This window comes from Flavobacterium glycines (genome assembly GCF_900100165.1).
Lineage (GTDB): Bacteria > Bacteroidota > Bacteroidia > Flavobacteriales > Flavobacteriaceae > Flavobacterium > Flavobacterium glycines.
Genome location: NZ_FNEO01000001.1, coordinates 896,681 through 921,549, shown reverse-complemented (window position 1 = coordinate 921,549; position 24,869 = coordinate 896,681). Strand labels below are relative to the sequence as shown.

Annotated in this window: 22 protein-coding genes; 12 read left to right on the top strand and 10 right to left on the bottom strand. The window is 33.3% G+C overall.

Annotated elements, in window-relative coordinates; all coding sequences use genetic code 11:
* Positions 1–158 precede the first annotated feature (158 nt).
* Positions 159–914, top strand: coding sequence for an SDR family NAD(P)-dependent oxidoreductase (locus BLR17_RS03560; RefSeq protein ID WP_066325674.1), 756 nt, complete (start codon positions 159–161; stop codon positions 912–914).
* 60 nt (positions 915–974) lie between these two features.
* Here BLR17_RS03560 and BLR17_RS03555 read toward each other — a convergent pair whose 3' ends face one another.
* Complete coding sequence (locus tag BLR17_RS03555) at positions 975–1,796, bottom strand: DUF4382 domain-containing protein (protein ID WP_066325675.1); 822 nt, start codon at positions 1,794–1,796, stop codon at positions 975–977.
* 110 nt (positions 1,797–1,906) lie between these two features.
* Between BLR17_RS03555 and BLR17_RS03550 the strand changes: the two genes are divergently transcribed.
* Positions 1,907–3,046 carry an ATP-binding protein gene (locus BLR17_RS03550; protein WP_066325677.1) on the top strand — a complete coding sequence of 380 codons (1,140 nt, stop codon included), beginning with the start codon at positions 1,907–1,909 and terminating at the stop codon, positions 3,044–3,046.
* A 6-nt stretch (positions 3,047–3,052) separates the two neighbouring features.
* Here BLR17_RS03550 and BLR17_RS03545 read toward each other — a convergent pair whose 3' ends face one another.
* Both BLR17_RS03545 and BLR17_RS03540 read right to left on the bottom strand, forming a co-directional pair.
* A complete protein-coding gene (locus tag BLR17_RS03545) occupies positions 3,053–3,463 on the bottom strand; it encodes a response regulator (protein WP_066325679.1) in 411 nt (136 codons plus the stop codon).
* Positions 3,450–4,541: a PAS domain-containing sensor histidine kinase gene (locus BLR17_RS03540; RefSeq protein WP_066325681.1), complete on the bottom strand. Its 1,092-nt coding sequence runs from the start codon at positions 4,539–4,541 to the stop codon at positions 3,450–3,452. The genes BLR17_RS03545 and BLR17_RS03540 overlap by 14 nt, the downstream gene beginning before the upstream one ends.
* A 335-nt stretch (positions 4,542–4,876) precedes the next feature.
* On the opposite strand from BLR17_RS03540, the gene BLR17_RS03535 reads away from it, so the two are divergent.
* From BLR17_RS03535 to BLR17_RS03505, 7 genes are all read left to right on the top strand, one after another.
* Positions 4,877–5,602 (top strand): metallophosphoesterase, encoded by a 726-nt coding sequence (locus BLR17_RS03535; RefSeq protein ID WP_066325683.1) that lies wholly within the window; start codon positions 4,877–4,879, stop codon positions 5,600–5,602.
* Between the two features lie 24 nt (positions 5,603–5,626).
* A complete protein-coding gene (locus tag BLR17_RS03530; protein WP_066325686.1) occupies positions 5,627–6,124 on the top strand; it encodes a DUF6646 family protein in 498 nt (165 codons plus the stop codon).
* Between the two features lie 492 nt (positions 6,125–6,616).
* A complete protein-coding gene (locus BLR17_RS03525) occupies positions 6,617–8,368 on the top strand; it encodes a sensor histidine kinase (protein ID WP_066325688.1) in 1,752 nt (583 codons plus the stop codon).
* 25 nt (positions 8,369–8,393) lie between these two features.
* A complete protein-coding gene (locus tag BLR17_RS03520) occupies positions 8,394–9,044 on the top strand; it encodes a response regulator (protein WP_066325689.1) in 651 nt (216 codons plus the stop codon).
* 321 nt (positions 9,045–9,365) lie between these two features.
* Positions 9,366–9,869: an outer membrane beta-barrel protein gene (locus BLR17_RS03515; protein WP_066325691.1), complete on the top strand. Its 504-nt coding sequence runs from the start codon at positions 9,366–9,368 to the stop codon at positions 9,867–9,869.
* Positions 9,870–10,187: 318 nt separating this feature from the next.
* Positions 10,188–11,360 (top strand): sensor histidine kinase, encoded by a 1,173-nt coding sequence (locus BLR17_RS03510; RefSeq protein WP_066325693.1) that lies wholly within the window; start codon positions 10,188–10,190, stop codon positions 11,358–11,360.
* Between the two features lie 50 nt (positions 11,361–11,410).
* Positions 11,411–11,776 carry a YegP family protein gene (locus BLR17_RS03505; RefSeq protein WP_066325695.1) on the top strand — a complete coding sequence of 122 codons (366 nt, stop codon included), beginning with the start codon at positions 11,411–11,413 and terminating at the stop codon, positions 11,774–11,776.
* Between the two features lie 3 nt (positions 11,777–11,779).
* On the opposite strand, the gene amaB is transcribed toward BLR17_RS03505, so the two are convergent.
* From amaB to BLR17_RS03490, 3 genes are all read right to left on the bottom strand, one after another.
* Entirely contained in the window at positions 11,780–13,333 is a 1,554-nt protein-coding gene (gene amaB, locus BLR17_RS03500; protein WP_066325698.1) for an L-piperidine-6-carboxylate dehydrogenase, read from the bottom strand.
* 109 nt (positions 13,334–13,442) lie between these two features.
* Entirely contained in the window at positions 13,443–13,982 is a 540-nt protein-coding gene (locus BLR17_RS03495; RefSeq protein ID WP_066325714.1) for a 3-hydroxyanthranilate 3,4-dioxygenase, read from the bottom strand.
* Between the two features lie 193 nt (positions 13,983–14,175).
* Positions 14,176–15,270, bottom strand: a complete 1,095-nt coding sequence (locus BLR17_RS03490; protein ID WP_066325699.1) for an endonuclease/exonuclease/phosphatase family protein — start codon at positions 15,268–15,270, stop codon at positions 14,176–14,178.
* Between the two features lie 232 nt (positions 15,271–15,502).
* On the opposite strand from BLR17_RS03490, the gene BLR17_RS03485 reads away from it, so the two are divergent.
* The 3 genes from BLR17_RS03485 (at position 15,503) to BLR17_RS03475 (ending at position 17,613) form a co-directional block, all read left to right on the top strand.
* Positions 15,503–16,402 (top strand): S66 peptidase family protein, encoded by a 900-nt coding sequence (locus BLR17_RS03485; RefSeq protein WP_139068327.1) that lies wholly within the window; start codon positions 15,503–15,505, stop codon positions 16,400–16,402.
* 76 nt (positions 16,403–16,478) lie between these two features.
* Positions 16,479–16,838: a YraN family protein gene (locus BLR17_RS03480; RefSeq protein ID WP_066325702.1), complete on the top strand. Its 360-nt coding sequence runs from the start codon at positions 16,479–16,481 to the stop codon at positions 16,836–16,838.
* Between the two features lie 118 nt (positions 16,839–16,956).
* Entirely contained in the window at positions 16,957–17,613 is a 657-nt protein-coding gene (locus BLR17_RS03475) for an aspartate kinase (protein WP_066325704.1), read from the top strand.
* Positions 17,614–17,692: 79 nt separating this feature from the next.
* On the opposite strand, the gene BLR17_RS03470 is transcribed toward BLR17_RS03475, so the two are convergent.
* From BLR17_RS03470 to BLR17_RS03455, 4 genes are all read right to left on the bottom strand, one after another.
* Positions 17,693–18,562, bottom strand: coding sequence for a hypothetical protein (locus BLR17_RS03470; protein WP_066325705.1), 870 nt, complete (start codon positions 18,560–18,562; stop codon positions 17,693–17,695).
* A gap of 10 nt (positions 18,563–18,572) precedes the next feature.
* Positions 18,573–20,657, bottom strand: a complete 2,085-nt coding sequence (locus BLR17_RS03465) for an ATP-binding protein (RefSeq protein WP_074517126.1) — start codon at positions 20,655–20,657, stop codon at positions 18,573–18,575.
* Positions 20,658–20,830: 173 nt separating this feature from the next.
* Positions 20,831–24,205: a transcription-repair coupling factor gene (gene mfd, locus BLR17_RS03460; protein WP_066325707.1), complete on the bottom strand. Its 3,375-nt coding sequence runs from the start codon at positions 24,203–24,205 to the stop codon at positions 20,831–20,833.
* Positions 24,198–24,845 (bottom strand): hypothetical protein, encoded by a 648-nt coding sequence (locus tag BLR17_RS03455; RefSeq protein ID WP_066325716.1) that lies wholly within the window; start codon positions 24,843–24,845, stop codon positions 24,198–24,200. The genes mfd and BLR17_RS03455 overlap by 8 nt, the downstream gene beginning before the upstream one ends.
* Between the last annotated feature and the right edge of the window lie 24 nt (positions 24,846–24,869).

The window sequence follows — 24,869 nt, the reverse complement described above, 5'->3', positions numbered from 1 at the left end:
AGGTTTTGCAACAATCCTAATTAACAAAATCCAAAACGGTTAGTAATAAATTTAACTATCATTTTATTTTAAACTATCCACTCTTTCTGAATTATTTTTCTTTAGACTGACTCGAACAATACATTTTTTAATCCAGCCAATAAGTTCAACACAATATCATGAATAAAACAGCCTTAATAACTGGTGCTACCAGTGGAATTGGAAAAGCAACAGCTCAAATCTTAGCACGAAACAATTATAATGTTATCCTTTGCGGAAGACGTAAAGAACGCCTCGAAGAACTGGAAAAAGAATTAAGTTCACTAACCAAAGTTCACATACTGTCTTTTGATGTTAGTGATAAAAAAGCCGTATTTGAAAGCATCAACTCCTTACCAGAATCTTTTTCTAAAATTGATGTTTTAATCAACAATGCCGGAAATGCTCATGGTCTGGAGCCAATTCAGGAAGGCAATTTAGACGATTGGGAAAATATGATTGATATCAATCTCAAAGGACTTTTATATGTTTCAAAAGCAATCATCCCAAAAATGATATCTCAAAAATCTGGACATATTATCAACATTGGCTCCACAGCCGCTAAACAAGTTTATCCAAACGGAAATGTCTATTGCGCCACCAAACACGCTGTAGACGCTCTCAACAAAGCAATGAAAATGGACTTAAACCCATACGGAATTAGGGTTGGAGCCATTCATCCCGGCCTGGTAGAAACCGAATTTAGTCAGGTGCGTTTTAAAGGTGACAGCGAAAAAGCGGCTAATGTATACAAAGGCTTTACACCTTTGAGACCTGAAGACATTGCCGACGTTATTCATTTTGTTATTTCCAGACCTTACCATGTTAACATCTCCGACATGGTTGTCATCTGTACCGCGCAGGGTTCGGCAACAATCATTCAGAGAGAAGAATAGACATAAAAAAAACAGCTAATCATAGCTGTTTTTTTATTTTTTAGTTATTAATTTTTAAAATTATAACGCATTATCTAAGGTGATATTACCTAAATCCGTTACTTCTCCATTTACTACCAGCACACTACTTATTGTTTTAATAGCTTTACCTGAACCTGTTTCCGGAGTTAATGTAACCGTGTAAGTACCTGCCGGAATTCCATTTAATTGAAACGCTCCAGTTTCATCAGCATAAGCCGAAACAGTAGTATCTCCTACCGGAATTGTCGCTACAACTTGGAAACCTGTCAAAGCTGGGCTTATCTTTCCTTTTACAACTCCCGATGTAGCCATAGTTGAAACACGAATTACAGGTTTTAAATTGTATACACCTGAACTTCCGGCTGAAACTATTGACTTAGCCACATCAAAATCCAAAAGAAAATCATAGGTAGCTCCAGCCTGCAAAGTTTGATTAACCATCAATTTCAAACCGGATTGCATAGCACTTGGTGTAGCTAACGGATAAACAACATTATCTTTAACAAAATTATTTCCTTCTCCTAAAACCAATCGAAGCTGTCCTAAATATCCAGCAGGAACAACATTATCAGCCAATAAAAGATTGACTCCTCCTGTTAAATCCAATAAATTATATTCTCCGGGAACAAACCCATCGCTCACGACACTTTTCCAACCTTCCTCTCCGGTATCAGTTGAAGTCTTCATCATGATATCCTGAACATTAATGTTTACTTCATCATAATCTCCGGGAGCGTCAGTCATTCGAACCGTCATTCTTGCAGTTTGATTACTGTCGTCATTATCATTACATGCTGTAAAAAAAGTAGCCAACAAAAGAATGACAAAAAATAATTGGGGGCAAAATTTAATCTTTTTCATTTTTTCTTACTTATTTAAAATTAGTATATTCACAACGCAATAAAAACAATAAAATTGCCGTAAAAGCAATGTTTTTTTTGTAAAACTCAAATCGTAAATTTTATTATCAAATGATTAACAAACGGCTTTTAATAAAAAATTTGCTTTCTCATAACGATGAAAATAGTTTTTACGACAAAAAACGTCAATTAAATTTACACACAAAAGAAGGAAAATCCAAATTTTTAAAGCACATTTGCGCCCTTTCTAACTCAAACCCAGCTAACAATTCCTATATTGTTGTAGGCGTGGAAGACCAAGATAATGAAATTGTAGGCGCTGATTTTTTTGACGATAGTCATATTCAAAATCTAATCAACGCTTATTTAGACAATCCGCCTAAAATACAGTATGAAAATGTTCCGTTTCCCAATTTACCAAAAGACAAAGTAATTGGGTTAGTCACTATAAAACCCAAGAATAAAATTTCCTCTTTCAAAAAAGGAATTCACACTATCCCTGCTCATAGTGTTTTTATCCGACGAGGCAGCAACACCACACCTACTGAAGACAAAATAGAAAAAAATTACCTGAATACGGCTACGGTCATAGACCTTGAAAACAATTCCCGCAATAATATCAAATACACCTTGGACGGCTTTTATGATTTTATGAATTTCAGACACAAGGACATGGCCCCAAAATACAAAGTTTTCAAAGAATTATTTGTCATATGCTGGGCCGGAACCCCCAAGAGAGTTCGAGATAAAATCTTTTTATCCCGAGTGGATATCGAATTAATTAACGAACACATTAAACTTTTTTATTCAGCTCAGGATGTGGTCACCATCTCTTTTGACGAAAATAGTTTTACCATTATCGAATATGTTCCACTAGGATTAAACGATAAAACCAGCTTCTATCCTTTGGAAGAGCAAACTATTCATTTTTTTGAAAATGGCTATTACAAAATTGAAAGCAAAATGCTTTTTGAACCACCGGCATTCAATAAAAAAATGCTTTTTCATATTTACAACAACAATCAAGCATTAGTAAACAAACTCAAAACAAACCAGCAATTATCTCAAAGAGAACTAAAAGACCTGGAAAATCTTCCTTCTACTTTCATGATTTGTTACCTCAACGGTTTTGAAGAAGCCAAACAAAAACTTATCGATGCCAAAACACACCTAAAACCCTTTCCTTCAGTCTATTTATCTTTCAAGGAAGCCATGCGTATTTTAAGAAAAATGAAATACGACGTACAATAATTAAACCTAAATTTCCTCAATAATATTTTTTAGCAGATCTATCAATTTATCTTTTGTTATCGGTTTTATAATATAATCCGATACTAAATCATTTTTCTTAGCTAATTCAACATCACTCGGTGAAATTGACGAGGAACAAATATATATCGTTATTTTTTTATCAATTTTAGGTGCCAGCTTTGTAAATTGATCCAAAAACTGCCAACCGTCCATAATAGGCATACTAAGATCCAGCAATATGATTTCAGGTAATGCCTCTAAATCTTTACAATGCTCTATAAGAAAATTTATTGCATCTAAACCATTTCCAAAAACCCTGATTAGCTCTACCAAACTTGTATTTTCAATAGCTTTTTTGGTTAAAAAAACAAAAATATCATCATCATCTATTAATGTCATATTCTTAATTGTCTTCATATTTTATATTTTTAAATTCTACAAAAAAAGTTGTTCCAACATTCACTTTACTTTCAACCCAAATTTTGCCACCCATCGCCTCTATTTGCGTTTTAATCAAATAAAGTCCAAATCCCTTTGCATCCTTATGCCTATGAAAGGTTTTCCTAATCTTAAACACATGATGTTTATGCATATCCAAATCAATCCCCAAACCATTATCACTAACAGCTAATAAAAAAGTATCTTCTTCTTGTTTCGCTTTAATCTCAAGAACTAATTTTCTATCTGGAGACTTGTATTTTAAAGCATTACTAATCAAATTAGTTAATACACTATCAATATACTTTTGTGGAAAATATATTTTAGAAACACCAACTAATTCTGTTTTAACAGTAGCTTCATATTTTTTAATTTGAGTTACAAACAGATTCAAATTCTTTTCTATACATTCCCTAACAACAATCTCGTCAATTTTAATTCCGGCATCCTGCTGCACCTGAATAGACTCAACTAATTCATTAAAAACTTCTAATAAATGATTAATTACCGGTTTTATTTTTACTTGAACTTCCTTACGTTCCTCTTCACTTTTACTCTGTTCAATGAAATCCACTAACATTGCGATGTTAGTTAAAGGCGCTCTTAAATTATGAGAAACAATGTTGCAAAAATCAACTAACTGCTTGTTCATTATTTCTAAAGCATTAGAATATCTAATCAAATTTTCTTCTGCTTTTTTTCTATCTGTAATATCGGAACGAATTGCAATATATTGATAAGGCTTCCCTTTAGCATCCAAAAAAGGAACAATAGTAGTATCAACCCAATAAGTCGTCCCGTCTTTAGCCTTATTTTTTAATTCCCCTTTCCAAATCTTTCCTTTAGCAATAGTAGTCCATATATTTTTAATAAAATCTTTCGGATGAAAACCGGAATTAATAATTCTATGATCCTGACCTATTAACTCTTCCCTGCTAAATTTAGAGATTTTGCAAAAATTATCATTCGCATGTATTATTATACCTTTTTGATCAGTAATAGCAACAATAGCTGACTCATCTAAAGCATGTTTATAATCAGAGAGTTTTTCTTTCATATGTAATTACCACTTAAACTTAGTTTATATAAATCTTCTCTGAAATATTTATTTGTCAACTTATTGCAAAACTACACCTAAGCAAAATCCCTAACATATTCTGGATTTTTAAAATATTTCCACGCACCGGTTAAAACGCAGTATAAAACTACAAAAAAGTACGTAAAGTTCCACAAAAAACGAGTCGTTTTTTTTACAACATCAAATAATATCTTATGCACTTTTTTTATCCATTATGCATTTTTTTATAGACTTATGCATTAAAAAACTGATTTCATTCTGTTTCTTAAAACAATTTTTATTATATTACAGAATAAAAGCAGATTTCAAAAAAAATGAGAACATTAGTCATAGGAGACATTCATGGAGGTTTACGGGCTTTACATCAAATTATGGAAAGAGCTAAGGTTACCGAAAAAGACAAACTAATTTTTCTGGGAGATTATGTTGATGGCTGGAGTCAATCACCACAAGTACTCGATTATTTAATTGAATTAAACGCCAAAAACGACTGTATATTCATCAGAGGAAATCATGACGAATTATTACTCCATTGGCTAAAAGACAACAAAGACAATGCTTTATGGTACAACCATGGAGGCGAAGCAACCGTTATAGCTTATGAAAACGTAAGCGACGAAAACAAACAAATTCATATTGAGTTTTTGCAATCCTTACATGATTATTATTTAGACGACCACCAACGCTTATTTATCCACGCCGGATTTACCAATATGAACGGAGTTAATTTTGAATATTTTCCAAAATTATTCTACTGGGACCGAACTTTATGGGAAACCGCTTTAGCCTTAGACATGAACATCAATTCCAACGATTTATCATATCCCAAAAGATTATTGCTATACCATGAAATATACATAGGACACACCCCTGTTACTCGAATAAACAAAACCATTCCTGTTAAAAAAGCCTGTATTTGGAATGTTGATACAGGAGCTGCTTTCAAAGGTCCACTGACGATAATGGATATTGACACAAAAGAGTTCTGGCAAAGCGAACCATTGAATAATTTATATTTCGAAGAAAAAGGGAGAAATTAACTACATTTGTATAAAAAAATTATCATGAAAAAAACATTTAGCCTACTATTATTAAGTTTTACAAGCCTAATTAGCGCACAAGCCTTTAAAGGAAAAGGAGATATCAAATTTGACATAGCCGCTAACATTCAAAACGGAGGCTCTGGAATTCGTCTTTCTAACGATTATGGTTTGGGAGAAAATATTTCGATTGGAGTTGTAGGTTCCTATTTACTATCTGTAAGTAGAGATGAACTAGACAACAAACCCGATTTTAGCGACAGAGTAGATATTAAAGCCCGCTTTAATGCCAATTTAGGCAATGTTTTTAACATTGACGAAAAGGTAGATATCTATCCAGGATTAGATTTAGGTTTAAGAAACTTTGGCGCACATTTGGGCGTTCGTTATTTCTTTACAGAGGGTTTTGGAATAGTTAGTGAAATAGGATTTCCTATTGCTAAATACAAACCAGAAGCTACTGGATTTGAACGTTTAAACAACCAATTTGTGTTTAACATTGGAGCTTCGTTTAATTTGTAAAAAAGACATTAGGTAAAATAACAGACTATTTATCTAAAATCTATTCATCAAACTAAAAACTGATCACTTAGTAAAACTCGTGTAGAACTAATTCTACACGAGTTTTTATAACGAACTACATGATTTGTAATGAACATCCTTAATTTTGCATTAAACAAAAGGATGTTTATTAAAAGTTAGTCATCTAAAGATTTTCCCCAAATCTATTTAACACTTTCTTATTTGTTATTATGGCTATAGTGTATTGATTATCGAAACAATACGCTAAACAATATTTATAAACAATAATTCGCTACCGAATAAAACAATTAAATAAATTATTAATTTTTTAAAGCATCAATTCCTTTTTGATGAATAACTATACCATTTGATTTTAACCTAATAAAATCTAAAATGAGTAAAATGACAACAAAACATATTCTATCCATTTTATAATTAACGTCAAAAAAGTAGTTGTAATTTCCTTAATTAATTTTTAATATTAAATAAGTTTTGATTAAAATTCCCTCCCCATCCCGTGCTTTTTATTTAAAAAAAATAAAATTTGAGCATAGAAAAATCATTCATTATACTTTGTTAGCTAGCGTTATTTTGTTACAAATCACAGCTATTGCTATCTGGTATAACGAGACCCAAAACGAAACAAAATTATCGAACGCTCTTGAAGAAATCTCGTCTTCAGAGAAAATAATTAACTATGCCCATCTTGCAAATACTTCTTTGATTCAATCACAAAAGTATTTTAATAATTATCTCAAAAACAGAGATGAAGTTTCATTCCAAAAATATTCTACTTCCTTAAATGACATCAGTCACTTATTAGATAGTTTGCATTTTATTTCCAATGGAAATGGAGCTTATAAAAAACTAATTGCAAAAAAAGGGCAAACCGAAGCTGAGATTTCAATTTTAAAATCTACAATTGATTCTATTATCAATAGCCAAATTAACAACAGTCACGACGATGCAGCTAAGCTTTTTAAATTCACAAGATTTGAATCTAAAAAAATTCTAGACAGTGTAAAAACAGATTCCTACATCAAAGTAGACAGCGTTTCCCGAAAAGGATTAATAGCCCGGCTTGGTGATGCTTTTGCCGGAAGACTCAATGTTCAAAAAGAACAGCTGAACACCGTTGTAACTATGAAATACAAAGACAGAGTGATTTCCGGGAGTATTGAAGACCAATTAAAAACTGTTTTTTACAAAACCAATAACTATTACCAAAATGAATTCATCAATTTAAAGAAATCATTTTTAGATTTAAGAAATAAAGATTCTCAATTAATTGCACTCAACAATGAATTATTGAACATGGGTCAAAACATTATTTCTGATTATAAAAATTCTGCTGATTTACTTCAAACGGACAATAAAAACAACATAGTTAATCAATATAAATCAAATAAAAGCGTTAGAAATTATTCCATAATATTCCTGATTGTTATTATGTTTATTGTATCTATTGTTCTCCTTAGCTTTACCCATGTAGCCTTTGAATATGAAAAAAGATTGATAGCTGCTCAAAATCAAATACGTCAGAATTTAATTTTTAAAAATCGAATTATGGGAATGATTAGTCACGAAATCCGATCTCCTTTAAATATCATCTCGATGTATAGCAGAAAAGTTCGTTCTTTAATTAAAGAGACCGAACTAAAAGACAGCTTTAAAGCTATCGAATTTACAACAAATTCATTACTTCTTTTATCAAATCAAATTTTAGAATACTCTAAAGATGAAAACAGAAAATTAGAATTAAAAAATAAAAACATCTCTTTAAAAACTGAGATTTACCAAATCATTTCTTCGATGACTTCGTTAGCAGAAGTTAAAGGAAATCAAATAAACATTCATTCTAATCTTAATTCCGATTGTGAAGTTTGTACAGATGTGACTAAAATTCATCAATTGTTTTACAACATCATTGGCAATGCAAATAAATTTACAGAGAATGGCAATATCAATATAACTATTAATGTCGATACCATTTCGGATTATGAAATGAATCTCCACGTTGAAGTAGCCGATGATGGAATTGGTATCCACCAAAATGATTTAAATAATATTTTTAAATCGTACTATCAAGGAACGGTTTCCAGAAAAGTCAATGATTTAGGTGTTGGTTTAGGCTTAAATCTTTGCAAAGAAATAGTTGAATTGTTTGATGGCGAAATCAATGTACAAAGTGAAGAAGGCAAAGGAACTACTATAATATTCAATTTGGTATTGAGTAAAATCTAGAAGAAAAATAATTTAATTTAGTAAAATGAAATTACCTAATAACTGTACTTTTTTAATCACAGACGACCATAGCATAGTAAGGCAAGGAATTTCCATGTTGATTAATGAGCTGTTTTTGAATCCAAAAATTTACATGTCGGGAAACTTTAAAGACACTTTTAAAGTACTAAATGAAACTAAGATTGATTTACTGATTTTAGATATTAATTTTCCTGATGGAAACAGTATTAATATTATTAAAGACGTTAAAAATATTCAACCAGATATTAAAATTTTAATATTTACTGCATATCATGAAGACATCTATGCTTTGCGCTATTTGAACTCAGGTGCTTCAGGCTACTTAAACAAAGGAAGTTCTGAAGAAGAAATGAAACAAGCATTAACCAGTATGATTTTATCCGGAAAATACATCACCCAAAATGTGAAGGATAGAATTTTAGATTCGTATATCTCTAAATCACCTATTAATCCGATAGAGCAATTATCCAATAGAGAATTAGAAGTTGCCAGAATGCTAATTAAAGGCTATGGCAACTTAGAAATATCTGATCTTTTAAATATCAAAAAAACAACGGTTAGCACTTTTAAAAACAGGATTTTTGAAAAATTAGAAATTGACAACTTAGCAACTTTAATTGAACTTTTCCGCCTTTATAATGATGACAGTGAATAATTTATTATCTACTGTTTTCATCTCTACTTTGTTTTTTGTTCCTGCTTATCTTCTCTAAAACAGTTCTGATACTTTGACTTCTAAATTTTTCTGATTTTCTTGTAGAAATAATTCTACTAACCATTACTAAACCCTCTACAAAGTAATGATTTCAGAGCAATTACATTTGTACTATCACAAACTTCATCAGTTTAATTAATGACTAATTAAGTTTGAATTAAATGTATTAACCCAATGTAATTATACCAGCTAACAATTGATTTACTTATAAAATCACGTGAATCCTGAGTTATGCGGTAAAGTCAAAAAAATGTCAAAATCATGAAAAAAAACATTCTATTATTAACATTCAGTTTTATCTCTTTTGGAACATTTGCACAAGGAAGATTAGGAAAAGGACATATGCAATTAAATGCAGGATTAGGAACCTCAGGATGGGGAACACCTGTTTATGTAGGTCTTGATTATGGTCTTCATGAAGACATTACTTTAGGAGGAGAACTGTCCTATCGCTCAAAAAGTGAAAACTTTGGAAACTCAAAATTCAAATCTTCCGTAGTTGGTATTGGTGTCAATGGTAATTACCATTTTAACCGTGTGTTAGAAATTTCAAAAAAATGGGATTTTTACGCTGGACTCGGCCTTAATTACTACGTCTGGAATTATGAAAATGACGCTTATAAAACAAATGATGCTTCTGATATTGGACTTGGAGCGCAAATTGGCGGAAGATATTTCTTTAATGATAAACTAGGAATCAATTTAGAATTAGGCGGTGGAAATGCGACCAGTGGTGGAAAAATTGGAATCACATATAAATTCTAAATAAACTAAATTACCTCTGGACATATCTCAAGAGGTATTAATTCGGGTGTTTTTTTTGTTTTTAATTTCCCGAAGCCTTGCTTCGGGAAATTACCTCAAAAAAAAATCAAAAATCATATAACAAAGTATTTCATTTTCTTCTACAAAAAATACAATAAACTTATTATATAGTGGAAACGATATATTAAAATGCAGCCAAAAAAAACAAACTATATTATAGAAATCCGTTGGATAATATCCTTTATTTTAGACAATTGCACTTTAAAGTTGTAATTTTTAGTCTTTTGTAATAACATCACTTTTTTAAAATAATAAAATATGATATCTCATTTTTACAATAGCTACAATCCTAAAAAACCAAATAATTTTGATGAAAAACTATTTGAAGTTTTATCAGAAGAAATGTTCATATTTAAAATTCTGCCTGACAATCATTTTCATAATTTACTAATAAACAAATCAGTATATAAAACACTGGAATTACCAAACGACCTTGTCCCGGACACTATCCCTCTCATTTTTTATAATAGAATTTATAAAGATGATCGATTTAAAATATTACGACTATTTATACAACTCAAAAAAAAAGAAGGAAAAGCAGAAATTGAATTTAGAAGTTCATTACCCAAAAAAGGATTATCACTAATCAGAGCTTTTATAAAAACAAAATTTGACACTGAAGGCTGTATTATTTTTTACATCAACTTATTTAGAATAACTCATATTGAGAATCAAAAAACAAAAAACAATATACTTCCTAACTTAAAAGCTCAAAAAGAAAAGGAATTAGAATTAACCCAACAAATAAATTTATACAGTGAACACAATAGTCGTTTATTAAATTTCTCTCATATTGTTTCGCACAACTTAAATACGCACGCAGGAAACATCAAAATGCTTTTAAACATAATTGATGAAGAAGAAAACAATCATACAAAAGAAGAATATATAAATCACCTACGAACTGTTTCTAATGATTTGAATGAGACTATTTCTCAAATTTCTCAAATTGTTAACATTCAAAATAACATAAATATCATTAAAGAACCTTTAGATTTAAACTGTTATCTGGAAAAAAACAGCAAGTTAATTAACAACTACGGTTTTGAAAACAAAATCACTATTATAAACAAGGTTCCAAAAGGGTCTATTATTAATTTTAACTCTGCTTATCTGGCAAGTGTTTTATTGAATTTTAGCACCAATGCTGTAAAATATGCTCATCCGGATCGATTTCCTGTCATCACATTTGATTTTTTCATAGAAAACAAAAAGAAGGTTTTAACTATTAATGATAACGGATTAGGAATTGATTTAGAAAAACATGGTAATTTATTATTTGGTATGTATAAAACATTTCACCAGCATAAAAACGCAAATGGTATTGGTTTGTATATCACCAAAAATCAAATTGAATCCATGAATGGACAAATTACTGTAGAGAGTAAAGTGGGTATAGGAACCACCTTTAAAATTATTTTTAATGATTAGAAAAAAAGGAGTAATACCCCAAATCAAAAACAATAAACAACAAACTTAAAATGGGAAAATTTGTAATTAACAAAAATACAAATGGAGAATTTAGATTTGATTTTTTAGACAGTTATGAACAATTAATCTTTAGTAAATCAGGCTATAAAAACAAAGCAATGTGTTTAATTGTAATAGAATCCATAAAACGTAACTCTAAGGAGGATTCAAAATTTTATAGAAAAAGAACTGCTGACAATGAATGCTATTTTAACCTAAAATCCTCAAACGGAAAAATCATAGGTATCAGTAAAATATATGAAGACAAAGCAGCCCGTGAAGATGCAATTCAATTTGTTAAAACTACATCTGCTGATGCTCCTATTGAAGATCTTTCAAAAAAATCAATAAAAGCACCTTTAGAAACAGCTTCTTAAATTTTACAAATCAAACTTTATCCCTTGTGCCAAAGGCAAAGTACTGCCGTAGTTTATAGTATTGGTTTGTCTTCGCATATAGACTTTCCAGGCATCTGAACCTGATTCCCGGCCGCCGCCGGTTTCTTTTTCACCGCCAAAAGCACCTCCAATTTCGGCACCGGAAGTTCCAATATTTACATTGGCAATTCCGCAATCAGAACCTGAAACCGACAAGAACAATTCGGCTTCACGCAAGTTGGTAGTCATAATTGCTGAAGACAATCCTTGGGCAACATTATTTTGAATTGCAATTGCATTCTCAACTGTTCCTGAATATTTCAACAAATACAAAATAGGAGCAAAAGTTTCGCATTGCACAATCTCAAATGAATTTTCGGCTGCAACAATGGCAGGCTGTACATAACAGCCACTTTCATATCCGGAACCCGAAAGTACAGATCCATCTACAAGGATTTTAGCTCCTTGAGCAACTGCTTTTTCTAAGGCTTTGTTGTATTTTTCGACAGCATCAATATCAATTAATGGCCCTACATGATTTTTTTCGTCCAATGGATTTCCAATACGCAATTGTTGGTAAGCAGCAACTAAAGCAGTTGCGACTTTATCATACACACTTTCGTGAATAATTAAACGACGCGTAGAAGTACAACGCTGTCCTGCTGTTCCAACAGCTCCAAAAACAGCTCCAATAATCGTCATTTTAATATCGGCATCGGGAGTGACAATAATAGCGTTGTTTCCACCTAATTCCAATAAAGATTTCCCTAAACGGGCAGCCACAGTTTGCGCCACAATTTTCCCCATTCGGGTAGAACCAGTAGCTGAAATTAACGGAATTCGGGAATCCTTAGTCAATAATTCTCCTAATTTATAATCGCCATTGATTAAGCATGAAATTCCTTCCGGTAGCTTATTTTCTTGTAAAACTTGTGCTAAAATATTTTGACAGGCAATTCCGCAAAGCGGTGTTTTCTCAGATGGTTTCCAAACACAAACATCGCCACAAACCAAAGCCAGCGCAGCATTCCAGGACCAAACTGCCACCGGAAAATTAAATGCCGAAATGATTCCGACCACGCCTAAAGAATGGTATTGTTCATACATTCGGTGATTAGGACGCTCAGAATGCATCGTCAAACCGTGCAATTGTCGGGAAAGTCCAACGGCAAAATCGCAAATATCAATCATTTCCTGAACCTCTCCGTAGCCTTCCTGCAGTGATTTCCCCATTTCGTAAGAAACCAATTTACCTAAAGCTTCTTTATTTTGGCGTAATTTTTCTCCAAACTGACGTACAATTTCACCTCGTTGTGGTGCCGGCATCAATCGGAAAGACTGGAAAGCTTCGGTAGCCGCTTGCATTACTTTTTCGTAATCGGCAGCCGAAGTGGTTTTTACTTTTGCAATCAACTGACCATCCACAGGCGAGTAACTTTCCAGAATTTCTCCTGTTGAAAAAGAGTTTACTCCTGTTGATGTTCCATCATTTAGCTCGCGAATTCCTAATTGTGCTAAAGCGGCTTTTATTCCAAATTGAGTTGCGATTGTTGTCATGGTAATTAGTACGTTTTGTGTTTTAGCCCCGGTAGTAACGGCATCCTTTTCCTGCTTTCTTTAAGCAGGGAAAGATAGAGTGGATAACGGGAAAAGCTCCTTAAAAAAATTATTTTTTAGCGATAAATCTTGGATCTGTTTCCATAACAGTTCCACATTTTTCGCAAGTACGTAGTTTTTCTGAATTGTAAAAATCCTCAAAATGCGGCAAGAAATCTTTTTCGATATTGTTGAGTTCAAAATAGACTTCGTGTAACTTGTGATTGCAATTATCGCAATACCACAACAAACCGTCTACAAAACCTTGTTTGGCTCTTTTTCGCTCAATAACCAAACCTATGGAACCTTCGGAACGAATAGGGGAATGCGGAATCGTAGCCGGATGAAGGTACATATCGCCGGGATTGAGTTCCAACACATGACGCTCGCCATCTTCCTGAGTAAGGATTTGAATAGAACCTTCTAACTGATAGAACAATTCTTCAGTCTCGTTATAATGAAAATCTTTTCGGGCATTAGGTCCCGCAACAATCATCACAATATAATCACCGGAATCTACATACAAGTTCTTGTTGCCAACGGGCGGTTTTAGCAATTGACGATTTTCATCAATCCATTTGATCAGGTTAAAAGGTCTTGAAATTGCCATTTTGAGTTGTTTTTTTAAAAAAGCTAAGGTACGAAAAAAAGAATGTTGGCTTTCACAAAGATTCACTAAGAAAACCCCGAAGACACAAAGAAACAGTTTGAAATTAACTTCATCAACATTCAATTTTAAAGAAAAATCTTTGCGAAACTTAGTATTTCCTTTGCGAATCTTTGTGTAACACACCTAAAAAACATCATTTAGCCTCTTTAATCAGATAAATATAAACGGGAAAGTGATCACTAAAACCTACTTCGGTTGCCGAATGTCGTTTAGGATACCCTTTGTAACGTCCTGAATTCTGAATCAGATAACTTCTGTTAAAAATTCCCGCTTTCCAATATTGATAAGTCGAAAAATCATTTTTCACCAAAGACTGGGTAAGCATAATTTGGTCAAAGATATCCCAAGCATCACCAAAAGCTATAGTTCCCAAACCTTTTTTAGCCATTTCTTCAAAGGGATTGTAAATTCCGAATTCAGGCACATCCTGTTTTTGAGCCTTAGTTCCCAATGCTTTTTTGATACTGTTATTAAAAGGACTATCATTCAAATCACCAAGCGTAATCACCTTAGCATTTGGATTGATTTTTTGCAACGAATCAATGATTTTTCGATTCAAAATCCCGGCTGCTTCTCTATACGGACTCGATTTTTTCTCCCCGCCTGAACGCGAAGGCCAGTGATTGACAATAATATGAATTTCTTCTCCATCCAAAAATCCCGTTACTAAAAGTTGGTCACGGGTAAAAATCCGATTTTGATAGCTGTTCCCAACAATATCATTATCGGTTTCTTCTGAGGTGGAAGCAAACTCCTGATTTTCTTTCTTATAAATGTTCAAGGGAATATTTGTGAAAGAAGTAGGCAGGAAAAATTTCTTTTGGTACAATAAAGCCACATCAATCCCTCTTTTGTCAGGAGAATCAAAATGAATAATTCCATAATCCCGGGCCGCCATATTGGGCTGTTGAATTAAATCTTCAAGTACATTTCTGTTTTCAATTTCAGAACCTGCAATAAATGTAGGCGAATTGGAATTTTCCGGTTTGCCAATTTCACTCAAAACCCGGGCAAGATTTTGCAGTTTCTGATGGTATTTTTTAGATGTCCAATGTTGTATTCCCCGGGGAGTCCATTCCTCATCATGTGTCTCAGGATTATCAATTGTATCAAATAGATTTTCGAAATTGTAAAATGCTACCGTATGAATTCGATAATTTTTGGGCTGAGAAAAAATCATTTGACCCAATAAAAGCAAAGCAACAACAATCAATCTCAGTTTTTGCATAAACAACTAAGTTAAAACACTTTAGTAAATTTAATCCATTTCATACAATTTCCAATATAATATTTTTGGTTTTTAGTTATCTTTGTTTTAATGCTTCGACAAAGCATTTCAATTTTTATTTATTCAGGAAAAACACAATATGACTACTTCCCGATTTTTATTTTCAAGCCGAATATTTAGTCTATTCCTGATTTTATTTTTTCAATCTTTCACCAGTCAAGCTCAACAAAACATGATTACACCAGCCGCTTTACAAAAAGGAGACACTATTGCTATTGTAGCCACCGCCAGAAAATATACCGAAAACTTATTACAGCCCGCTATCGATTTATTGCATAGTTGGGGACTCGAAGTCGTAATAGGCAAGAGTATTGGCTTGGATAACAATCAGCTTGCAGGAACAGATGAGGAGCGAACTGCCGACTTCCAAGCACAATTAGACAATCCCAACATCAAAGCCATTTGGTGCGTAAAAGGCGGCTATGGAACTGTTCGAATAATTGATTCATTAGATTTTACCCAATTCAGGAAAAATCCAAAATGGATTGTAGGCTTTAGCGATATTACGGTTTTACACAATCATCTTAACACACTTGGATACAAAACCATTCATGGCATCATGCCGGTAAGTATTCCCCGAGCTACTCCGGAAGCCAAAGAAACTTTAAGAGAAGCATTGTTTAATGAACCTATTAGTTATGAAATTCCTTCTGACACAATGAACCGTGCAGGGAAAGCAAAAGGGGAATTAGTAGGCGGAAATTTATCTATTTTGTACAGTTTGTTTGGTTCTCCATCAGCAATTGATTGTCATGAAAAAATCTTATTCATCGAAGATCTGGATGAATATTTATACCATATCGACCGTATGATGATGAATTTAAAACGCAACGGTTGTCTGGAAAGCATAAAAGGAATTGTAGTAGGTTCTATGACAAAAATGAAAGACAACGAAATTCCATGGGGAAAAAATGCAGTTGAAATTATTGAAGATGTAACTAAAAAATACGACATCCCTGTAATTTATAATTTCCCCGCAGGACATATTCAGGACAATAGAGCATTGATTTTAGGGAGCACGGTATCTATGGAAGTTACTCCTGAAAAGAGTACATTGAAATTTGAAGATTAATCAATGGCAATTTCAATAACAATATCAAAAATCAATAACAATTTGGCTGATTACTGAACACTGAACACTATTTCCAATGGCTCAACACAACGAATTAGGAAAACTAGGCGAAGAATTAGCTGTTAATTTCTTAAAAAACAATGGCTACACCATACTGGAAACCAATTGGACATTTCAAAAAGCCGAAATAGACATCATAGCCCAAACAAATGATACACTGGCTATTGTAGAAGTAAAAACGCGTTCATCACTGGAATTTGGCCTTCCTCAGGACGCTGTCAATACCAAAAAAATAAAACTACTTACGAAAGCCGTTGACAACTACGTAGTTGAAAAAGACCTCGACATCAATGTCCGTTTTGACATAATTTCCATCTATAAAGAAGGTAAATCTTTTGTAATTGAACACCTTACAGACGCCTTTTTTCATTTTTAATGTTAATTTTTGATGTTATTTTTGTAACAAATTGTTTTTTTAATTATATTTGCGCATATTTTTAACGATTTAACTAAGTAAATCGACTTAAAAACTAAGTAAAAACACCTATTTGATTATGAAAACAGTTTCTTCAATTGTCGAAAATTACATCAAAACAAAACCATTTTTATTAAATGCTTTGTCACTTGGAATCATCAACTTAACCTCTTTATCCAGGAACATCATGTCCGAGCTGGAGAGCGAATTTGGAAAAGAAGTAAAACAGGGCGCTGTTGTGATGTCCTTAAAAAGATTAACAGAAGAACTGGATTTCAGACTGAATCATAAAATTAATAAAGTAATCAAAAACATAGGTGAAATTACCGTTCGTTCTGCCTTAACCGATTATACTTTTGCTGTTTCAGAAACCGTTTTAAACAAACAAGCCGAATTAATTTCGGATATCAATGGTTTTCCGGATGTTTTTTACACTTCTTCAAGAGGAGTAAACGAGATTAATATTGTGGTAAGCAACACCGTAAACAAACTAGTAGACAAACATTTTTCTAACGAAAAGTTAATTCAGAAATTAGACAATCTGGCTTCTATAACAGTTAAATTACCAAAAGAAAACATTGTGGTTCCGGGAATTTATTATTTCATTTTCCAACGTTTAGCCTGGGAAGGAATCATCATCAACGAAGTAATTTCGACTTCTAATGAATTCACTATTTTGGTTGGTGAAGATCAGGTAGATGTTGCTTTCAAAGTAATTAAAGATTTGAAGAACTAAAAACAAACATAACAAAACTAAAAAAGCAGGCTCTTATTAAAAGACCTGCTTTTTTTATGCTTTTTATCCCAAAATAAAATTAATAGGTAAAACTAATTCCTGCAACCAGGAAATCCTTACCAAAAAAACCCGTGTTATTTGTAGCCCCGTTATGAACATAATTCAACGAAAGTGGCATTACAACATCATCTCCTAAATCAAATTCTTTAGTAGCTTTTACCCCTAAATTCACAAAAGAAGGCTTGTCATAATCAGCAAAATTATAATAAGCTGCTTTATTATTTAATACAACTCCCGCCGAAGGCATTAATTCTAAATTTTGAATGAATTTGCAATTTGACTTTTCAAACAATTTTAAAGTATACCCTAACTCAAGATAAGTCGTATAATTACGTTTTGGTTGTTGTATGCTGTTGTAGCGATAATCATTCCCTCCTACAAATGTACTTATGGTAGCATTAAACGGGTATTGATAACCTTCGGAAAAATCAAAATACAAAATCGCATCTACTGTTTGTGAACTTGTAGGCCCGTAATCTAAAAATTTATTGCTTACACCTTCTACTTTTGAAACAGAAGGCCAATAATAATCCCAAAGTTGGAATTGCAAAAAATCATTGATTTGATAACTCAAATACCAGTCTATTTCCCGATAACCTTTATAATAATTTTCATTATCCGGATAATAATAATCCTTTTTAAAATTAGTCGTAGCCCAAGTCCCTATTGCCAATTTGGGTGTAACAGCATATTCTGCTGAAGGCTGTACCGCTGCATAATTTCCACCCCAACATTGTCCTCGCCAAAGATACCTGCTCACTAAATCAATAGTAATACTCAGTTTTTTTTCTTCTACAATCGTATCCTCCTTTAATTTTTTTTCCTGCGAAAAACCAAAAACCGACAACGACAGCATTAGCTGAAAAAAGAACCTTTTGATTGCATTCATTTGAAACACATTAATATTTATTTATTAATTCAAACAAACGATCTCTATTCAAAGGCTTGGTAATATAATCATCAAATCCCGCTTTTTCAATTTTAGCTTTATCTTCAGAAGAAGAATAAGCTGTTTGCGCTATAATAGGAAGTTTCGGCCTGATAGGACGTATCTGCTCAATAGCTTCAAATCCATTCATAACAGGCATTTTGATATCCATTAAAACCAAATCAATATCCGAATTATTAATACAAATATCGACAGCTTCCTGCCCATTTACTGCTCTTATAATCTGATACGCTTTATCTTTCATCATTTTTTGAAACAATAAAAAATTAACATTATCATCTTCAGCTATCAAAATTACCCTATCCTCAGATTTTGCTAATTCTTTTTCACGGATTGGCTTAACCACTATATGCTCCACTTTTGCATATTTCAAAGGAATTGAAAAATAAAAGACGGAACCTTCTCCTACTTTTGACTCCAGATTAATTGTTCCTCCCAGAATTTCTATATAAGCCTTAGAAATAGAAAGCCCCAGACCCAATCCTCCTACTGTTATAGACTGATCATTTTCTATGCGCTTAAATCGATCAAAAACATGTTTATGATGATTTTCATCAATTCCCGAACCGGTATCTTGTATGGTAAAATGAATTAAATTATTCTCTTCATCGATTTCATATTTAAATCGAACCATCCCTTCATCTGTATATTTTATGGCATTGGTCAATAAATTAATGATAACCTGCTTGAGTTTAATCTCATCGGTAATAATATTATAAGCTGCAGGAACAGTACTCTTGTACAACTTAAACTTTAAAGGTTTCTTTTTAGGTATTGTTACCTTAACCGTTTTATAAAGCTCTTCAATACAGGATTCTAAATTAATTTCGGTGAAATTTGGCGTTATCTGATTTGCATCTATCTTAGACATCTCTATCAAATCATCAATAATAGAAACCAGATTTTGTCCGTTTTTCTGAATTACATTTAAATATTCGATTCGTTCTTTTTCATCAATGTCTGTATTCAAAATAAGCTCGGTAAAACCATTGATAGCGTTCATTGGTGTTCTTATTTCATGCGATAAATTGGCTAAGAAAGAAGCTTTTAACAAATCCCCTTCCTCTGCTTTGAGTTTTGCTTTAATCAAAGCAATTTTTTGATTATTATTTTCTTCAAATAAATTACCTATATAACTAAACTCACCGGTGGTTTTTTTCAACTCGGCTATAGCACTTAAACTCCCTCTTTGAAGTGCTCTTCGAACCAAGTACAATGGCCGATAGACCAATTTTTGCGTATAATAAATACTTACCACCAAATACAGTATAAAAACAGCAATAATGATGTATAAAACGCGAATTGTATTTTCAAAATAAACATCAAAATTTCTTTCAAACAGTAATTTCCCAATTAATTCTCCTTTGGGATTTTTTAAGGAATAAACAGCACTTACCACATGTCTTTGTTCCGGAATACTGTCATTAACATTTAAAGAAGTTATTTTAGAAGAAGTTATTTTTTCTAAATTTTTGATAAATTTCCCATTGATTAAACGCGCAACGAAAAAATAACCCGAAGGTTTGGTTTTAATTTTAAAAGGATCATCTGAAGGATGAATAGTCGCCCCGGTTACCTCGACAACTCCTTCAGGGATTTTTATATAAAACTTTACAACTCTTTTTTTATCCAAAACAGTCATGGCTTGTTTCGGGATAAAATCAACGGTTTTTATTACAGGAGTAGGAGTACGTGTAATAAATTGCTTGTTTTGGTCGTAAACACCTAAGTAATCGGCACCGTAAATCCTCAACTCATTACTAATAGTCTCATCATACCATGTTTGTTTTTTTGTTGAGATAAAATCAACAAACTCATCCCAATTGGTGTCATTTTTTAAGGCTGTTAAAATCGGTTTGGACTCTAACAACAGCAATTGGTTGATTTTACTTTCGAATAATTCAACCGAATTTTGATAAGCATCCTTTTCTGTTTTACCAATATAATACAACAAAACAGCATAAAGCATCAAAAAAACTACACTTGATGAAACTATTAAAAAAAGTATTTTTGGAGATGTTTTTTTTAATGTCATATATCGAAACAACTAAACATTTAGTATTAAGAACATTAAATTTATAAAAAAAACCATGTAAAACTTCTTAATTTTAAATTATTCGTTAAACTACACCTGAATTTTTTTCACAATCAAAAAACTGACAAAATTTTAATACAAAAACCAAACAAAAAGTTACAAAAGCAACGGTTTTATGCTTCTTTTCCTCCCAATAGCTCCATCAGTTCCAAAGCTCTTCTGGTTGATTTTACATTTTCAAAAGTCAATAATAAACGTAGACCGTTAGGAGTTTGCTTTTCTTTCATTTTACAAAGTGAAGGATGTTTTTGAACAAACTGCAACACCTTATGAAAACGATTCGACTGGTAAAAATCCGATTGCTGGTCGGACACAAAATAACCAATCATCTTGCCTTGTTTCATCACCAGTTTTTCAATCCCAACATGAGTGGCCACCCATTTAATGCGGATGCTGTTCATCAAAGCATTCGCTCTCGGAGGCAAAGGACCAAAACGGTCAATTAGTTTGTTTTGGAAAACCTGTAATTCTTCTTCGTTTTTAATCGCACTCAATTCGTTATACAAATTCATACGCTCCGAGATATTATTGATATATTCATCCGAAAACAACAACTCAAAATCGGTATCAATTTGTAAATCTTTTACGTATTCCTTGGTTTCAATATCATTCTCTACAGGATACAAATCTTTGAATTCGTTTTCTTTCAATTCTTCGATGGCCTCGTTCATGATTTTTTGGTAGGTATCAAAACCTATTTCGTTGATAAAACCACTTTGTTCACCACCTAATAAATCTCCGGCACCACGAATCTCCAAATCCTTCATCGCAATATTAAATCCACTGCCGAGTTCACTAAATTGCTCCAAAGCCTGAATACGTTTTCTGGCTTCTTCGGTCATTGACGAGTAAGGCGGACAGATGAAATAACAGAAAGCTTTCTTATTACTTCGACCGACACGTCCGCGCATTTGATGCAAATCAGACAGACCGAAATTATTGGCATTATTGATAAAAATCGTATTGGCATTAGGCACGTCCAAACCACTTTCGATAATAGTTGTTGCCACCAAAACATCAAATTCCCCGTTCATGAACGCCAGCATCAGCTCTTCCAGTTTCTTACCGTCCATTTGCCCGTGACCGATTCCTACTTTGGCATTAGGAACCAAACGCTGAATCATTCCGGCTACTTCCTTGATATTTTCAATTCGGTTATTGATAAAATACACCTGTCCGTTGCGTTGAATTTCATACGAAATCGCATCCCGGATTACCTCTTCGTTAAAACCGACTACATTGGTTTCAATAGGATAACGGTTAGGCGGAGGCGTAGTAATTACCGATAAATCACGTGCTGCCATTAATGAAAACTGTAGCGTTCTCGGGATTGGCGTAGCTGTCAAGGTCAGCGTATCGACATTGGCAGCAATGGTTTTTAGTTTGTCTTTTACGTTTACACCAAACTTTTGCTCTTCATCCACAATTAGCAAACCTAAATCCTTAAAAACGACATTTTTGTTCACTAACTGATGGGTTCCAATAACGATATCCAATTTGCCTTCGGCTAAATCTTTTAAGGTTTCTGCTTTTTGTTTGGCTGTTCTAAAACGGTTCAGATAACCAATTTTAACCGGCATATCTTTCAAACGTTCTGAAAAAGTACGGTAATGTTGGTACGCCAAAATGGTAGTAGGCACCAAAACCGCCACTTGTTTGCTATTGTCCACCGCTTTGAAAGCCGCTCGAATAGCCACTTCGGTTTTTCCAAAACCCACATCTCCACATACCAAACGATCCATTGGTCGATCGCTTTCCATATCGGCTTTGACTTCGGCTGTTGATTTGATTTGGTCCGGCGTATCTTCGTAAATAAAGGAACTTTCTAATTCGTTTTGCAAATAACTGTCCGGTGCATATTGATAGCCTTTTTCCAAACGTCTTTTGGCATACAACTGAATCAAATTGAACGCAATATTTTTGACTCTCGCTTTGGTTTTTTGCTTTAAAGCTTTCCAGGCATTCGAACCTAATTTATATATTTTGGGTGGCGTTCCGTCTTTGCCGTTGTATTTGGAAATTTTATGCAGCGAATGAATACTCACATACACAATATCATTATCGGCATAAACCAGCTTAATGGTTTCCTGCGTTTTGCCTTCGACCTGAATTTTTTGCAAACCGCCAAATTTCCCAATTCCGTGGTCAATATGCGTCACATAATCGCCCACAGAAAGCGAAGTCAGTTCTTTTAAAGTAATATTCTGTTTCTTCGAATAACCGTTTTTGATGTTGAATTTATGGTAACGCTCAAAAATCTGATGATCGGTATAACAACAAATTTGATTTTCTTCGTCCACAAATCCCTGATACAAAGGCAAAACAATGGTGTTGTATTGCTTTCGGATATTCTCTGAATTGGCTTCATCCAAACTTTCAAAAATATCATGAAAACGCTTTGCCTGCGCTTCATTCGAACAAAACAAATAATTTTTATAGCCGTTAAAATGATTCTCACTCAAATTATTCAACAACAAATCAAACTGCTTGTTGAACGAAGGCTGCGGCTGAATATGGAATTCGAATTTTCCGGTAGTTCTAAAAATAGCTTTTGAACTCCATTCGACTATAGAAAAATCCAAAGCACGCTTTATAAACGTCTTTTGATTCAGAAATAAATCATCAGGAGTGGCATGCTTAACATCTTTGGATAATTTCTCAAAAGCTTCTTCGGCACGGGCAAATTGTTTGTCCAATTGTACCAATAAATCTTCGGTATTTTGAATACAAATCACAGTTTGCTCCGAAATATAATCCAGAAAACTCTCCCTGTTTTCCTGAAAAACCTTGTTTTCTACATTGGGAATAATGGTGATTTTCTTTTTCTGTTCCAATGACAATTGCGTTGCCACATCAAAGGTTCGGATACTCTCGACCTCATCGCCAAAAAACTCGATTCGGTAAGGGTTATCATTCGAAAAAGAAAACACATCGACAATTCCTCCACGCACCGAAAACTCTCCAGGTTCAGTAATAAAATCGACTCTTTTAAATTCATATTCGAATAAAACTTCGTTGATAAAATCAATCGAAATTTTGTCGCCCACACTTACTTTTAGTGTGTTTTTATCCAAATTTTGACGCGTTACTACTTTTTCAAATAGCGCTTCGGGATAACTGACAATTACTGCTGGTTTTTTGCGGGAATTGATACGGTTTAATACTTCGGCACGAAGCAACACATTGGCATTGTCAACCTCCTCTATCTGATACGGACGACGATACGAACCAGGATAAAACAACACATCCTCTTCGCCTATCATTTGTTCCAAATCGTTCAGATAATAAGCCGCTTCTTCTTTATTATTTAAAATCACCAGAAAAGGCAATTCGGCTTTTTTAAAAACCGAACGAATAACAAAAGAAACAGCCGAACCCAGCAAACCACTAAGGTGCAATTTAGGCTGATTTCTTTGCTGTAAAGCTGCCGAAATTTGTTGGATTTTAGGCGAAGAATCGTAAATGCTGTATAAGACTTTCTTACTCAACTCGGGCATCATTTGGATTAATAATTCCTCTCGTACCTACCGGAATAACCGTTGGCATTACCGTATTATTAGGAATAGCTCTGGCTGAATCCAACAACATACGCCTCATCTCGTCCTCACCTTCCTCAACCGGAATTTTGCTCTTCTCGGTAAGAATATCCATTTGACGTTGCAAAGTGGCCAATTCTTTATTGATTTCGCCCACTAATTGTACCACTTTTTTATCAGGAATATTATCCAGATGAATGTACATATCCAATAATCGCACCTTAGTAATTAAAACCGAAATACGACTTTTGATTTGTGGTTTATCAAACAATACTGGAATATTCATATTCAACACCATCGCTTTTTTAGAAATAGCATCCGATTTTTGTTGAAAAGCACCAATGGTTTTCCTTGGTTTTTGAGCCAGTTCCTGCATAAACACTCGCAACTCAGTCCAGGTTTTTATGCTTTCTTCGGTAGCCTCATTGATAGGCTCATCGTAAAAATCCCAGCCTTTTTGAATATTTTCAAAAATGATTTTTTTCTTTTTAGCGTCTTTGGCATTTTCTGCCAATCGTTTTTGGTTGTTTTCCTGATTACAGGAAACCAATACAATGAGCAGACTAAAAATATATAATAGTTTGTTTTTCATCGGGTTTTTCATTGAAGCGCAAAG